Source organism: Ureibacillus sp. FSL K6-0786, from assembly GCF_037965165.1.
GTDB lineage: Bacteria > Bacillota > Bacilli > Bacillales_A > Planococcaceae > Ureibacillus > Ureibacillus thermosphaericus.
The window spans coordinates 2,920,865-2,935,733 of the sequence record NZ_CP150191.1 but is presented as its reverse complement, the minus strand read 5'-3'; the positions used below and the strand labels follow the sequence as shown (position 1 = coordinate 2,935,733).

The 14,869-nt window shown below is 34.6% G+C and carries 12 protein-coding genes and 1 riboswitch; of the genes, 9 read left to right on the top strand and 3 right to left on the bottom strand.

Annotated features, from left to right (window positions below):
- Positions 1-246 precede the first annotated feature (246 nt).
- From NSQ18_RS14440 to NSQ18_RS14405, 8 genes are all read left to right on the top strand, one after another.
- The gene (locus NSQ18_RS14440; RefSeq protein ID WP_339288482.1) at positions 247-717 is read left to right on the top strand and encodes a hypothetical protein; all 471 of its coding nucleotides are present in this window, start codon (positions 247-249) and stop codon (positions 715-717) included.
- Positions 705-998 (top strand): YxcD family protein, encoded by a 294-nt coding sequence (locus NSQ18_RS14435; protein ID WP_339288480.1) that lies wholly within the window; start codon positions 705-707, stop codon positions 996-998. Before NSQ18_RS14440 ends, NSQ18_RS14435 begins: the two co-directional genes overlap by 13 nt.
- A 260-nt stretch (positions 999-1,258) precedes the next feature.
- The gene (locus NSQ18_RS14430) at positions 1,259-1,837 is read left to right on the top strand and encodes a transcriptional regulator (RefSeq protein ID WP_096551096.1); all 579 of its coding nucleotides are present in this window, start codon (positions 1,259-1,261) and stop codon (positions 1,835-1,837) included.
- A gap of 270 nt (positions 1,838-2,107) precedes the next feature.
- The gene (locus NSQ18_RS14425; protein WP_096551098.1) at positions 2,108-2,545 is read left to right on the top strand and encodes a thioesterase family protein; all 438 of its coding nucleotides are present in this window, start codon (positions 2,108-2,110) and stop codon (positions 2,543-2,545) included.
- Positions 2,546-2,657: 112 nt separating this feature from the next.
- Complete coding sequence (locus NSQ18_RS14420) at positions 2,658-6,419, top strand: AAA domain-containing protein (protein WP_339288477.1); 3,762 nt, start codon at positions 2,658-2,660, stop codon at positions 6,417-6,419.
- A 2-nt stretch (positions 6,420-6,421) separates the two neighbouring features.
- Entirely contained in the window at positions 6,422-7,186 is a 765-nt protein-coding gene (locus NSQ18_RS14415; RefSeq protein WP_096551102.1) for a hypothetical protein, read from the top strand.
- Positions 7,187-7,250: 64 nt separating this feature from the next.
- Positions 7,251-7,358: riboswitch (SAM riboswitch) on the top strand.
- 93 nt (positions 7,359-7,451) lie between these two features.
- Positions 7,452-8,396: a homoserine O-succinyltransferase gene (metA, locus tag NSQ18_RS14410; protein WP_016838084.1), complete on the top strand. Its 945-nt coding sequence runs from the start codon at positions 7,452-7,454 to the stop codon at positions 8,394-8,396.
- Positions 8,397-8,561: 165 nt separating this feature from the next.
- Complete coding sequence (locus NSQ18_RS14405; RefSeq protein WP_016838085.1) at positions 8,562-9,422, top strand: MBL fold metallo-hydrolase; 861 nt, start codon at positions 8,562-8,564, stop codon at positions 9,420-9,422.
- A 91-nt stretch (positions 9,423-9,513) separates the two neighbouring features.
- On the opposite strand, the gene NSQ18_RS14400 is transcribed toward NSQ18_RS14405, so the two are convergent.
- From NSQ18_RS14400 to NSQ18_RS14390, 3 genes are all read right to left on the bottom strand, one after another.
- The gene (locus NSQ18_RS14400; protein WP_172597779.1) at positions 9,514-9,657 is read right to left on the bottom strand and encodes a hypothetical protein; all 144 of its coding nucleotides are present in this window, start codon (positions 9,655-9,657) and stop codon (positions 9,514-9,516) included.
- A gap of 467 nt (positions 9,658-10,124) precedes the next feature.
- Positions 10,125-11,522 (bottom strand): hypothetical protein, encoded by a 1,398-nt coding sequence (locus NSQ18_RS14395; RefSeq protein ID WP_096551106.1) that lies wholly within the window; start codon positions 11,520-11,522, stop codon positions 10,125-10,127.
- A gap of 822 nt (positions 11,523-12,344) precedes the next feature.
- Positions 12,345-13,304: a tyrosine-type recombinase/integrase gene (locus tag NSQ18_RS14390; protein ID WP_339288474.1), complete on the bottom strand. Its 960-nt coding sequence runs from the start codon at positions 13,302-13,304 to the stop codon at positions 12,345-12,347.
- Between the two features lie 581 nt (positions 13,305-13,885).
- Here NSQ18_RS14390 and NSQ18_RS14385 point away from each other — a divergent pair.
- Complete coding sequence (locus NSQ18_RS14385) at positions 13,886-14,773, top strand: alpha/beta hydrolase (protein WP_339288472.1); 888 nt, start codon at positions 13,886-13,888, stop codon at positions 14,771-14,773.
- Positions 14,774-14,869: the final 96 nt, after the last annotated feature.

Below are 14,869 nucleotides of genomic sequence, written 5' to 3'. Positions count from 1 at the left end.
TATTTTTTATATTACCTCTTTGAACATCATTGTACAATAAATTTTTATACAATTCTTTGCATGAATAATAATCTTATCATTATTGTAATAAAACTATTAAGAAATAATCATTAGGTTTATATAATATTATTATGTATACTAAAATGTAATTATAAAATTAAAATATGTATTTAGTTTGTTCACAATCATGATTTTGATATACTGGTAGTGTATGACATCAATAGGTGTAAATTAGGAGGATTTAAAATGAAAAAACTTTCAGCCATTGTACTTGCATTTGCATTAGTTTTCTCTAATGTTGGTACAGTTGTATTTCACGATAGTGGGGACATCACTGTTGAAGCCAAATCTTACAAATCAGGTAAAAAAGGTTTTAGCGGCAATAATGGTGCAACAAAAAACCGCATGACAAATGATGATGCTAGTACAAATGGTAGCGTTAACAAAGCAACAACAAATAAAAACGACAATAATACAGCTTCTTCCACGAAAAAGGGTGGTTTTTCTTCCGGTGGATTAATGAAAGGTCTTATGATCGGTGGACTTGCTGGATTATTGTTTGGAAGCCTATTTGCTGACATGGGATTACTAGGAAATCTCTTAGGCTTAGTTATTAATCTCGGTGCCATTTTATTGATTGCATATTTAATCATTAAAATTTATTTCATGATTAAACGAAAAAGTGAAAAAGAGGTTACGGAAAATTGGAGAAGATAACGTTATCTGAACAAGAGATCATTGATGCCGTTTGTCTATTCCACGCTAAATTTAAACATGTCAATCCAGAAGATGTGGAAGTAGAGTTGATGTATGATGATGCTAGTGGTTTTACAGCTGAAGCGTATGTAAACGGCGAAATGGAACCTTATAACACTGTTAATTTCATTACAGCAATTCGACTTTACATTGAGGAACAATTGCATCGAGATGCAATGGCAGCCCGAATTGTTTTAGATCTTCACGATAAAGAAGGAATTATTGCAAATATTGAATGGTAAAGAAGAAGGCGTCTCAAGAGATTTTTCAAGACGCCTTCTTTTCATAAGTCGCTTTCTCCATTACTCCATATATATTGGAATGTAAATTGACTTATAAGCAGTAAGCCTGTCCAAAAGTACAATTGTCGGACAGGCCCTTTCAATTTCATGTCGCCAACTAAAAATCCGTATTTTATTAATTTTCATAAAAATCAACTATTTTGTTTTCATTTGTTTTATGTTATGTTCAAAAAGAGATTTGAAATGAAAGTGGGATTCATATGACAATGGATGCTAGAAAAGTGTATAACGGAATTGTTTTACTAACAGGATATCTCCAACGATTATATGTATTTGAAAATATTCACCATGAATTAAACCTTCCTCATGATTCAGAACGAATTCAAAAGGTGAAGGAATTATTTGATGATACCCTTGCAATGTTACCTATTTTTGAACAAGCAAAAGAACTCGCTCCAACCCAAGTTAATAAGTTAAAATCTGTAACTAATGAAGTAGAGAGTTTAATGGCAAGTTATTTTAAAGATGAACCTGTCTCATTTCAAGAAAAGTTGGCTTATGTTGGGTCAAGCCTTTATGCTGAACAACATGTAAATTTAGGAATCATCCGCCTTGGTAAAGTATTTCAGGTGGAAGTGAATAGAGATTTCGAAATGCGTACGAAGTTTTATGAAGAGCGAACTAAATTCATTGATACGATTGTTTCTTTAATTAAGAAAAATCAACAAATTGAAGATAAAGCGATGGAAATTATTGAATCTTGGTATACAAATGTCAAAAACAATAAAGAAAATATTCTCAATGATCTCAAATTGATCAATACATTAATTGGTTTTTAAGACAAAAACTGATGGAAGGATATAGTCCATTCACATCAGTTTTTTCATTTTAATATAATATTTAATTATCCAGAGGCTGCCAATATATCGCATTAGAAGCTTTATATTCATCGTATCTCACTATCCAATTTTTGTAGAGTAGGCAAATCGTATAAGTATCAGTATTATTTCCAAAAAACTCCCCAAATATAGATGGAAAAAATTGATATATCTCGCATCTCTCATTTGCACGATTATTTCATTGAGGTATACTGTTTTAGAGGTGATATCATGTTTTTCAGCGAAAAAGAAGTAGAAATCCGCTATGCCGACACCGATCAAATGGGGGTTGTCTACCACGCAAACTACCTTATTTGGATGGAAATGGGCAGAACCCAACTCATTCGTGATTTAGGGTTTAACTATGCAAAATTAGAAGAAATGGGTTATGTTTCGCCAGTCATCGATTTATCCATCCAGTATAAAAAATCAATGAGATATGGACAAATTGCTAAAGTACGTACATGGGTAGAACAACATGACAAATTGCGGACTACATATGGTTATGAAATTTTACACGAAGATGGTTCTGTTGCCGCAAGTGGCACGACTGTAAATATCTTAGTAAAAAAAGACGATTTCAAACCTGTTCCACTTCGAAAAGTTGATCCTGAATGGGATTCAAAATATAACGAAATTGCTCGAACAAAAAAAGAAAAAACTTCTTAATAAAATGAATGACTAGTTTTATGGCTAGTCATTTTCCTTTTTAACGATAATTCTATATTGGATGAATCATTTTTGATATAATGACGATTGTGAGTAAAAAGGAGGGATGTTCATGGTGCAAACTGTAGAATTAACAAAATGTTTTATCGTCTTAACAAACACAGCCCGAGAAGCGATTAAGGAACATTTTACCGATGAACATGCCTTTTTTAGTTTACAATCATCATTTTTTGTTTTTTTAGAAAAACAATCGATAGAAGAAACATCCCTATCCCTTACGATTTATTTTGACAATCGTCGAAATGAAAAATTATCGAAAAAAATGAACGAACGCGTCGTGATTTTAGACTGTGTATTTGATATAAAAAATGGCCTTATAGCGAAAAGTTTCCGAACAAAGGGTAAACATACACCCGTTGATACAAACAGACGAAAGGGCATGCGAATCCATTTCGTCCCTTCTAGAATCAATGGCCATTCTTACTCAGAGCACTTTATAAAAACCATCGCTCAATTACCTGTAGCACAAGAAAAATTCGACTATGTAAATAAACGGATTTCAAGCTGGGAAGGTTATTTAAAAGTTTTATATAAAAATGCCAACATCGATGACATCGAGGCAAATATCCAATCCATTTCTTACAGTTCAGACTTTTCAACGGTTTCATTAAAGGTACGTGGTATTCACGATAAAGAGTGGAAATCGTTAAAAGGGATGAACGCTTATGTTCATGGCATAAAAAATGAAATTGGGGAAATTGTCAAAACAAATATTCAACATCAAACCATCGAAATTGAATTAGCTCCTCAAATAAGTAAATTAGCAAAAGAAAATGTTTTTGATTTTCATACGGATTCCATCACCTTTAGCAATGCCTCGACAAAATCTCAGTTAAATCGTCTTTTAAAAGGCTTCGATCGACTAAAAGAAGGACTTGCCGCAAATCCTAATCTAGAAAACTTTTTATTTGAAGATGTTCCAAACGTAGCACAACGCAATAACCATCTTGATATTGAATTTCATAACAATTTAAACAAATATCAAAGAGAAGCGGTAAGGGGTGCGCTAGAAGCTGAAGATTTATTTGTCATTCAAGGCCCGCCTGGCACAGGTAAAACAACCGTTATTTCTGAAATTTGTTATCAAAACGTCAAAATGGGGCTAAGAACGCTTATTGCCTCCCAATCAAATTTAGCTGTTGATAATGCCCTTGGAAGACTACTAGCAAATAAAGATATTCGTATTTTACGGTACGGTCGCACAGAAAGCATTGAAGAAGAAGGCAAAAAATTTATTGAGGAAAATGTTGCAGAATATTGGAAAACACAAACCTTTGATGCCATTTCGAAGGAAATTAACCAACATGAGCATAAAGAAGAATTATTACAAAAAGAAATAGATGATTACAAAACGCAAATTGAACAGCTAACAGAAAAAGTAGCTCAACTTGAACGTGATATTTTGCGAAAAAAGGAAGCCGAGAAAGAATTAAAAGGTATATTTGAGTCGATTGCTGAGCTAAAGAAACAAATTATCTCTAAGCATAAAGAAAAAGATAAAACCGAAAAATCAATCGAAACATTGCAAAACTCTTTAAACGAACGGACAGAAAAGCTCAGAGAAATCGAAGAAACGATAGCAAGCAAAGGTCTTAATCAAATTCAGCAAGAAATTAAAGACGCACAAAAACACATTCGAGAAAGTGAAAACTTAATCAACTATGTTCATGTGGAACAAAAATTGAATGAAGCACAAGCTGAATGGCAACGAGTAGTAGATGAAATCACAATATTGAAAAGAAAACAAGAGGAATTCAGCGATACGTTTAACCAATTGCAATCTTATAAAAAATTAGAAGAAGTAGAAGGATTTATTGAAACTCATGGAATCAAAAGAGGGTTTGTCATTAATCAGTTGCTGCTTGATATGGACAAAATTTATCAACAAATATTGAAATTAAAACCCGCGAAGCAAATTTCTGAACGGATTGAAAAAGCCATTGAATACAATGAAAAAACATTAAAAATTCAAATAGAGCCCGTTCAGCTGCCGCCAAATCATCAATATTCTTTACATGAAGTGAATGAGTTTCTAGATAAATTAGCGCTTGCTTTTAAACAACAAAAAATCAATCGCCAAAATGGAATTCCTTCTATACGCGGCCTATATATCAGAAGGCTTTATGTCAATGAGCTATTATTGCAATTCAAAGGATTAGCAGAAGAATCGAAAACCGTTTTTGAAAAATTAAAAATGGAAGTTGCGGAACAATATTCACTACAATTAGGGCTTAGCGAACAACATATTCAATCGTTAAGCCAAAAAGAGATGCAACTGCAACAATTGATTCAACAATATCATCAAGAACTAAAGAATTTCCAAATAGAAAACACAGATTTCATACCATCTATTGACGAGTTACAAGTTATCATCGACGCATTAAATGAAAAGATTTCTTCACTAACTGAACAACAAGCCAATTATCAAACATATGAACATGAAAAAGCTCAAATCAATCAAGAGATTGCCACAATTGAAAAAGAACTTTCCAATGGTGGAGAATTATTATCGACCATACATAAAGAATTAAAAGAATTACATCGACAAGGCATTGTTTTAGAGAAAAAAGCTGAACAGTTGCAACAACTCATAAAACAAAATCCTGAGTTCGAACTGGAACAAACGAAAGAAAAAATTAAGGATTTCCAATTAAAAATTGAAAAATTACATCAACAAATTGAACTGTTGCCAATCACAAAGGAAATTCAAAAAGAATGGTTTTCATTACTAAATAATTCTACTGAACACGATTTAGATGAAATCCGAAAACTATATGTGAAACATGCAAATGTGATTGGTACAACTTGTGTTGCTTCCGCAAATAAAGATTTTATGGACAATTATCCTATTTTTGATGTCGTCATTATTGATGAAGTATCAAAAGCAACACCGCCTGAATTATTACTTCCAATGTTAAAAGGGAAAAAAATTATTCTTGTCGGTGACCACCATCAGTTGCCACCATTAATCGGTGACGATACATTTGAAGAAACATTGGAAGTAGTTATGAAAGAAAGCGACACTTTTGAAGAAAAAAGGGAACTCGAGAAGCTTTTGGAAGAATCATTATTTGAACGCCTATATAAAAATTTACCTAGCACAAATAAGAAAATGCTAGGAATTCAATACAGAATGCATGAAAAGATTATGCAAACCATCACTCCATTTTATAGGACCGGCAACGAGTCCTTACATTGTGGTTTAGATAATTCTGATGAAGCAAGAGATCATAAATTAAATGGAAATTATGTAAAACGCCATGAACATTTATTATGGTTCGATCTACCAAACGAGCCACATTACTTTGAAGAAAGAATGAAGGAAGGCGCTAGTTTATTTAACTCTTCCGAACTAGAAACAATACGGAAACTATTAATCGATTTAAACGAAGCAACTGCAAAATCAAAAGAACAAGGCTTACTTGAAAATGATGCTTTAAAATCCGTTGGTGTGATTAGTTTCTATCGAGAGCAAGTAAATCGAGTTAATTTGTTAATAGAAGAGTTGAATTTGTCCCATTTACATATTCGGACAGGCTCTGTCGATAAATTCCAGGGTATGGAAATGGACGTTATACTACTAAGTATGGTTCGAAACAATCCACATGGAGAAATCGGTTTTGCAAAAGATTACCGCCGGTTAAACGTTGCATTATCGAGAGCAAGAGAATTACTGATGATTATTGGCAGCTCAGAAATGTTCATGAATCGACCAAAAGCAAAGAACACTAAAGAAATGTATCAATATCTATATGAAGTAGTGGAAAAACAACAAGGTATTCGAAAAATAACGAAGGAGACGTTCTTAACATAAACATGGAACTCCATCAAATACAGCAACAATTAATAAAAAAGCTTGAAAAAGAAAAATCTGCTTTAATCATTCATACGGATATTTGGTGTATTCCGATGCATACGTATGAAATCACTTATCAGCCAGTTCGAAAGAGGACGATGGATATATTAATGAAAATCTTACTTTTCTCTTGCCAAAAATCAACTTTCGAAAGGGCTGAACAGCTCAGTGAAATTTTACTGGTAGAGCCACTATTTATAGAAGATTTATTACGGAAAATGCAAAAAAATGGGTTGTTGATACGGGAAAATAACTATTATCAACTTACCGAAAAAGGAATGAAACAATTTTCTCTAGGAGTATTTGAAGAGGAATTAGAACCCGTAGCAATAGAGCTACTATATAGCCCTGTACATCATCAAATCGTAGAAGGCGATATTGAGGAAGTATTAGACTTTGATGATTTTCCGGAACAAATCTATCGTTATATACGTAATGAAGAGGGGCCAGTAAGTGCACCTTTTATGATGAAAGCAATACAAAACATGCAAGCGACGGAACTGGAAGAAGATCATCAAGAAATCAAATCCATACTATCAATGGAAAATACTCAAGTAAATGATGTCCCTTGTATCGAATTCATTATTTGGAACGCTGAAAACAAGGAATTATTTATCCGCGTATGGAATACATTATTTAATAGTTGGGATCAACAATTAGAACAAGAATTGAATGAGAAAGAGAGCTCGGAATGGCTAACAAAAATGCAGAGTAAAATAAAATAACCTAATATTGCAAATCCCTATTAAATGTGTTAGGATTATCTTAATTTTATAAGGATTCAAAACTTTCTTATCAAGAGAAGCGGAGGGACTTGGCCCAATGAAGCTTCAGCAACCTCTAACGATTGTTAGAAAGGTGCTAATTCCAGCAAGGCTATGCCTTGGGAGATAAGAGAGTGCGTACATGAAATGTTTGTACCCTCTCATTTCCTATGCTGGAATGAGAGGGTTTTTTATTAATTAAATGTAGAATTGGGGGACATGAGAAATGCCAATTAATATTCCGAAGAATTTACCAGCTGGAGAAATTTTAAGAAATGAAAAGATTTTCGTCATGGAAGAAGACCGTGCGTTATCACAGGAAATCCGACCATTAAATATTTTGGTTTTTAACTTGATGCCTGAAAAAGAAAAAGCAGAATTACAATTATTGCGTTTACTCGGTAACACTCCTTTACAAACAAATGTAACATTTTTAAATACAGCTTCATATGAGCCAAAAAATGTGTCAAAAAGCCATTTAGAGATGTTTTATAAAACTTTTGATGAAATCAAGCATCGCCGTTTTGATGGAATGGTCATTACCGGGGCACCAGTAGAACGGTTGGAATTTGAAGAAGTTAATTATTGGAAAGAATTAACTGAAATTTTAGACTGGGCACAAGACAATGTGACATCGATAATTTATATATGTTGGGCGGCACAAGCAGCACTATATTATCACTTCGGAATAGGGAAATTTGAGTTGCCGAAAAAATGTTCTGGTATCTATTCACACACTATAACAGACTTAACAAACGATTTAGTTCGTGGTTTCAATGATGAATTTGTGGCACCTCATTCTCGATACACGTCAGTTTCCTTAGAGGAAGTGCAACAACATCCTGATTTACAATTGTTGAGCTATTCTGAAGAAGTAGGACCTTTTATCATTCAATCAAAAGATAATAAACACATTATGATTACAGGACACTTGGAATATGATGCAACAACCCTTGCCGAAGAATATGAGCGTGATGTAAAGAAAGGATTACCAATAGACATTCCAGCAAACTATTTTCCTAACAATGACCCAACAAAAAAACCAAAAAATAGTTGGAGAGCACATGCCCACCTATTATTCTATAACTGGTTGAACTACTATGTTTACCAAGAAACACCTTACGACTGGCATTTTGTCGATGGTTACGAACCAATTGATTATCATATTTAATGAAAACTGTAAAAATTCTTCTTCCACGGAAGAATTTTTACAGTTTTTTTATTAATAAAACAATTCATACATATGAATGACAATAGCGAGTGCAAAATGAAGTTCTTGAACAAATAAAGAATTCATAATTGGAAATACTCAATAATATGTAAAGGGGGTAATGAAATGTCCGAACAGCTACATTATGGTGATGATTATAAATTTATTCCCGTCACTTCTATATTAAGTGGGGTAGGGCTAAACATTACAGAGGATTTATATCATTTTACAATCCAAGTAGTCAATGTTTGCTTTATTGGTGATCCAGATAAAGACAATCAATGGGTTTTAGTTGATGCGGGAATGCCGAAATCAGCTAATGCAATCATTGAAGAAGCTGAGCAGCGTTTCGGTCAAAATGCCCGCCCAAAAGCGATTCTTTTAACCCATGGACATTTTGATCATGTTGGCGCAATTGTTGATTTAGTAAAACATTGGAATGTCCCAGTATATGCCCATGAAGAAGAAATCCCATTTTTAATAGGAGAACAAAGCTATCCAAATCCAGATCCTACGGTAGATCGTGGACTCGTTGCGAGAATGTCACCATACTTTCCTAAACAGCCAATACAGTTAGATTCTTTTGTTCATGCACTGCCGAAAAATGGAACAATCCCGATGTTACCTGAATGGAAGTGGATTCCAACACCGGGACATTCACCAGGTCATATCTCTCTTTTTCGTGAACGCGACCGTGCGCTAATTGCTGGTGATGCGTTCGTTACGGTGAAACAAGAGTCTTTGTTTAAAGTTTTTGTACAAGAAAAGGAAATCTCTGGCCCACCTAAATATTTTACAACGAATTGGAAATTAGCAAGAGAAAGCGTTACAAAACTCGCTTATCTTCGTCCAAGAGTGGCACTATGTGGACACGGTGTTCCAATGTCGGGTGAAGAATTGGAAAATGGATTAGCCCAATTAGTTCATCACTTCGATGAATTGGCAATTCCGAAAGATGGAAGATACGTTGATGGTTTTGAACATTAACTCACAAAAGCATATAAAATCGAGTAGGAGGGAGCGATTAACTCCCGTCCTCTCCACCACCGTACGTACGGTTCCGTATACGGCGGTTCAATTAAGATGATTGACGCAAGTCTTTATAACTTCCGTGAATAGCTGTTCTCTTTATGCCAGTGGTCACTCCACCCTCCAAGAGGTCTCCCACGGGATTCACCGCTTCCTTCCTCAAGTGAGGTACTACGTTTTCTGTGTTCATCATGACTCACTGAATGCCAAGGGCTATTCTCTCTTAATTGTTCGGTCCTTCTTAGTAGTTCTAAACCAACTAATACTATGACCTCTGCTGACTTCTGACGGTTCAGCTACTTATCACTAAGTAGGTTATGAAGCGTACTTCACATATCCGCCAGACCTCCCCGGGTAAGAATGTAATCTTTCCTTCCATCTATCTGCTTCATTTACTCTGTACCACCTTTGGCAGAAAGGACTTTGTTTTGTTTAGCAAACTCATCCAATGATACCTAGCCTTATATGAAGTTCGTGTTCCTCAGACCGGAAGTTTGCCGCTCGCTTCCTTCAGATTCCGCGTCACCACGGACACCCTTGCGTTAAGCTAACTGTTACTTCTGCCTTCACAGTTCGGGACTTACACCCTATAGATTACACCCATGCCAGGCGCACTAAAGAAAGAAACCGCAACGTTTGTTATACGGTTTCTTTCTTTATTTATATTAAAAACATCGCAACAATTGTCGTCACAAATAATCCAATTACTACTGGAATTAAGTTTCTTCTAGCCAACTCAAATGGACTGACATTACAGATTGCTGCTGCTGGAATTAAAGCCCATGGTACTAAAGTTCCACCACCAACATAAATGGCTGCAATTTGACCTAATGCTGTAAGAGTAGCAGTTCCTTCACCAATCACTGTACCAAATAGATTAGCAATCGAACCTACTAACGAAATACCAGAAAATCCGGAGCCATCTAACCCTGTAATTGCGCCAACTCCTGCAACTGTCACTGCAGCAATTTCAGCGGTTAAAGGCACAACCGCTGCTAGTGCGACCCCTAAATCATTAATGATGCCTTGAGATCCTTCTGGTAAATGATTGCCGATGATTTGAGTAAATCCAGAATCTCCTAAATAGAAGAATGCGGCAATTGGAATAACAGGACCAAACACTTTAAAACCAAATTGGAAACCTTGAATTAAATAACTTGTCGTTTTTTCTAGTCCAGCATTTTTATGGGCAAACATTGAAAGGAGTAATAGAAGTGCTAACGTTGTTCCACCAATTAATGCTGTCGCATCTCCACCAGTTAAATCAAATATAGACATAGCCACTACATTTAATAAGAAGGCAATTGGTATCAATATCGCAAATATTCGCTTTTGTCTCATCGATAAAAGATTTGTGTCAACCTCTTCTTGTTCCTGAGTTTCACCATCAAAATTTCCAATCATGTCAATCGTACCGCGCTTCATATCCCGTTTTAACAATAGAAATGCTACAACTGTCGTAACAATCCCCATCACAATCACTAGAGGAATGCTTGCAGAAATGACTTCGTGAACCGGAAGTCCAGCTGCATCGGCTGTTAATTTCGGCGCTCCTTGAATAACAAAGTCACCAGAGAGGGCAATACCGTGGCCAAACAAGTTCATTGCCATCGCAACACCTAGAGCGGGGAGTCCAGCACGAATAGCAACAGGCAACAAAACAGCACCAAGTAATGCAACAGCTGGGGAAGGCCAGAAAAACCAAGAAATTAGCATCATTAAAATTCCGATTGTCCAAAACGCTAAAGTTGGATTCTTTATAATTTTTGCAAATGGGGAAACCATCACTTCATTAATGCCCGTTTTCAGTAAAACGCGGCTCATGGCAACAATGACACAAATGATGATGATGGTCGATAATAACTCGGTGATGGCATAAATGAAGCTTGAAAACACTTTGCTGATGGAAGCAACGAAATCTCCGGTTGCTGTAATAGACAGCAAAAAAATACCCACTATACAAATTAATGTAGTGTCCCTGCGTTTCACCATAAAGCCGATGATCAATACAATAAACACAACATAGATCCAATGCAGTGCCGTCAACTCAATTCCCATAGTTCACTTCCCTCAATTTATTTTTTTGTCTAGAATATGAGGCAAATGACTAATGGGTGTGTGCTTAGAATATTCATTCGATATATTTTGTCTTATATATGTTTTGTGTAAACAAATTAAATAGAAATGGAATTTATTGATAAGGAATCAATAAATGAGCAGTTAGGATATTGATAACCATTCAGAAAATTTTCATGAATTCTCTTTAGTTTCATTTTTTGTATGACTGTTCTATAATTAAATTATAAGTAAAAAATTGGAACAACAAACATTGAAAATGCCATCATAATCAACTAATAGAATGTAACATTAAATCTAAAGATGAAAACGGTTACATAGCTTTGCAATTAAAAAGGAACTATTAAGGTATTTTTGAATATTATACTGTTTATCATATTACTCCTCTCATAGAAGTTCAGCAATCTCCTAGATCATTAAAAATTGAAAGCATATTATTGTTGTTATGCATATCTTTTTTAAAAACTTCTTGTGGTAAGTTTATGCGAAGTCCATAGTTAGATGTTCAGCAATGTTATTTGGAGTCATAACTAAAAACATTTCACTAAGGAGGAAAACGATGATTTACTATGAGGTAATTTGTTCTAGCTGCAAACAAAAATTTAATTTATATGAGGGGTCTTTAAAATATCAATTATTTAAGGAAAATAAGAGTAAAATTTTCCGCTGCGAAGAATGTGAGAGAAGATTACGAATGGATGCAATAAAATTTATTTATTATTCATAGTAGTAAAATTTTGTGAAGTCATTGCTCCTGCTGTAGAAAGTGAAGGGTGTCTGGAAGTATTCGCCTTTCTAGACACCTCATTCAAAAAATTTCCCAACGTTTTGATTTCTCATCGCTTCTTGCTTTTGTTTATTATTCACGTGCGTATAAATTTGGGTTGTACTCAAGTTTGTATGTCCCATTAATTCTTGTACTGTAACAAGATCAACTCCGCCGCGCACAAGTCTAGTCCCGAAAGTATGCCGCAATTTATGAGATGATAACTTTTTGTTTTGTAAGTAAGTGAAATCAGGCAAACTTTTTAACGAAGCAAAAGTATCTTCTGCAATCATTTGTATTCTTCTTCTTGAAATTCTTTCTCCGCGTTTCGAAACAAAAAAAGCATTTTGATGTTCAGGTTTTGGTAAAGGTCTATACATTCGTTCGTACTCTAAAAGTAAATTAAACAAAGGAGTAGGTAAGGGAATATATCTGGATTTATTTCCTTTTCCTAATACTTTAATCCCTGGCTCATCTTCATCTCGAATAAGATCTGTTGTATTCAGATTATGTATTTCTATGACACGTAATCCAGCTAGACTCATAAGCATTAAAATGCATTTATTGCGTATATAGTATTGATCATGCTTAATACATTTAAAAAGCAGTCGAAGCTCATCATCATTTAAATAGGTAGGAAGAGAATTCATTTCTGTTTTCGCTAAATCAACTTCTGCTGCTGGGTTTACGGTTAATTCTTCCGCTTTCACAAGAGATTTAAAAAATGTTCGTAAAGACATTAATCTTCGGTTGCGAGTTGTTTTGGCTTTGCCTTTTTGTGTTTTCCTCAAATACGCTTGAATATGCTTCGATCCAACCTCATCGAGTGGAACACATTGATCATCTTTTTCATGAAGAAACAATAGAAAAGATTGTACATCAGACAGATAGCATTTTATCGTGTGAGGCGAATAACCTAAATCCTCCATATACGTATAAAAAATATCTAATTCATCTTCATAATAGTCCAATTGATTTTTTGCTTCCTGTGTATTCATCTTAAAACCTCCTTTCATCTAAAAAATGGAATAGGGAAGAGTAATTAACACGAAATCGTATTCGTTTAAGGCGAATGCGATTTTTTTAAAACGTGCGAATGTACCGATTCAATAAAAATACTTTTTCCATGAAAAAAATCTAACTGCATATAATATACATTATATGCAGTTAAAAGTAAAATAAAGGAATAATTTTCACTATTAAATACGTGCTGTATAAACGATTTACAGCTCATTTTGAAGGGAGTTATTCATTCAATTAGATTTCGATGCGTCTGAGAGTGCATGGTTTTAATGAAAAAATGGGTGAAAATCCAGTAGTATCAACGATTTGAAGTGGATTTATTGCGAAAATTTTCGTCGATGAGGATGATTCCCTTAACTATAGAGATAAATTTGAAATAGTGAGTTTGTTAAGCAGCACAATTTTTTCATGCTAAGTATAGAAACTTGATTTAGTGGCTATACTTAGTTTTTTTCATTTGTCATATCCTTTTATTCATTTGGACATTCTAATTGTACAGTGTATCGATTAGTATGGAGCAATCCATCACAATTATGTCAATGAAAGGAGTGAAGTAATGCCGATTCATTTATATATCGAACAGTACTTCCAACAACATCCGGATGCAAGGAAAACGGGGATTAAAGTAAAAAATCCACCTTTAGAAAAACGTCCAAAAGTATTTCAAGTGGAAGATCGAATTGTTCAAGTAGGGAATTCTGAGATTCCCATTCGCATTTATACACCAAATGAAGCGGAAAAACATCCTATTTTCATTTTTTTCCCCGGAGGAGATTTTATTCCGGGTGGTGTTGAAAGCCATGATGTTAGTTGTCGAATGATTTGTTCTTTAACTGGCTACAAAGTGATTGCAGTCGATTATGATACGAATTCGGATAAAGCATCAATGCTTCAATGTTGTTATAACGTAACAAAATGGATTATAGAACACGTTGAAAAATTAGGAGGCCATTCGGATCATATTGCAATAGGTGGTCCAAGTTTGGGCGCACATTTTGCCATCAGTATTGTTCTTGATTTCACTATTCAGCAAAATTTCCAATTTAAAAAGCAAGTGTTACATTATCCAATTATTCAATTAGACCAACATATAAAGAACAGTCCCCATATTTCAAGAATGCTTTTTAATGGAAAGTACGGAATTGATTTAACATTGCATTCTTTGAATATCTCCAATCTTGAGGATACATCTATTTCCTATTATGCCCCCCTTCACACAAATAATATGTATTTAGCTCAAATGCCACCCACTTTAATTTTTGTTTCGGAATACGATCCTTTATGTGATGAAGGAGAATATTTTGCAGAGATATTAAAAAATACTGGTGTTGATGTAAAACTTGTTCGCTTTGATGGAAACGTTCATGGTTTTATGCAAAGTTTTCCGGGTTCACCAGATTACATGCGGGGATATGAAATAACTGCGGAATTTTTACTACGATGATGAACAAAAGTCTGTGCCTGTTAAGTAATGTTGGCACAGACTTTTAATTATTAACTGAACAAGAGTAGGCTTCATCAGCGCGAACTTGTATGCATC

What these genes read in the sequence shown, in the direction of transcription:
- NSQ18_RS14440 (WP_339288482.1), top strand. Translation starts at nt 247, where the DNA reads ATGAAAAAACTTTCAGCCATTGTACTTGCATTTGCATTAGTTTTCTCT.
- NSQ18_RS14430 (WP_096551096.1), top strand. Translation starts at nt 1,259, where the DNA reads ATGACAATGGATGCTAGAAAAGTGTATAACGGAATTGTTTTACTAACA.
- NSQ18_RS14425 (WP_096551098.1), top strand. Translation starts at nt 2,108, where the DNA reads ATGTTTTTCAGCGAAAAAGAAGTAGAAATCCGCTATGCCGACACCGAT.
- NSQ18_RS14420 (WP_339288477.1), top strand. Translation starts at nt 2,658, where the DNA reads ATGGTGCAAACTGTAGAATTAACAAAATGTTTTATCGTCTTAACAAAC.
- NSQ18_RS14415 (WP_096551102.1), top strand. Translation starts at nt 6,422, where the DNA reads ATGGAACTCCATCAAATACAGCAACAATTAATAAAAAAGCTTGAAAAA.
- metA (WP_016838084.1), top strand. Translation starts at nt 7,452, where the DNA reads ATGCCAATTAATATTCCGAAGAATTTACCAGCTGGAGAAATTTTAAGA.
- NSQ18_RS14405 (WP_016838085.1), top strand. Translation starts at nt 8,562, where the DNA reads ATGTCCGAACAGCTACATTATGGTGATGATTATAAATTTATTCCCGTC.
- NSQ18_RS14400 (WP_172597779.1), bottom strand. Translation starts at nt 9,657, where the DNA reads ATGATGAACACAGAAAACGTAGTACCTCACTTGAGGAAGGAAGCGGTG.
- NSQ18_RS14395 (WP_096551106.1), bottom strand. Translation starts at nt 11,522, where the DNA reads ATGGGAATTGAGTTGACGGCACTGCATTGGATCTATGTTGTGTTTATT.
- NSQ18_RS14390 (WP_339288474.1), bottom strand. Translation starts at nt 13,304, where the DNA reads ATGAATACACAGGAAGCAAAAAATCAATTGGACTATTATGAAGATGAA.
- NSQ18_RS14385 (WP_339288472.1), top strand. Translation starts at nt 13,886, where the DNA reads ATGCCGATTCATTTATATATCGAACAGTACTTCCAACAACATCCGGAT.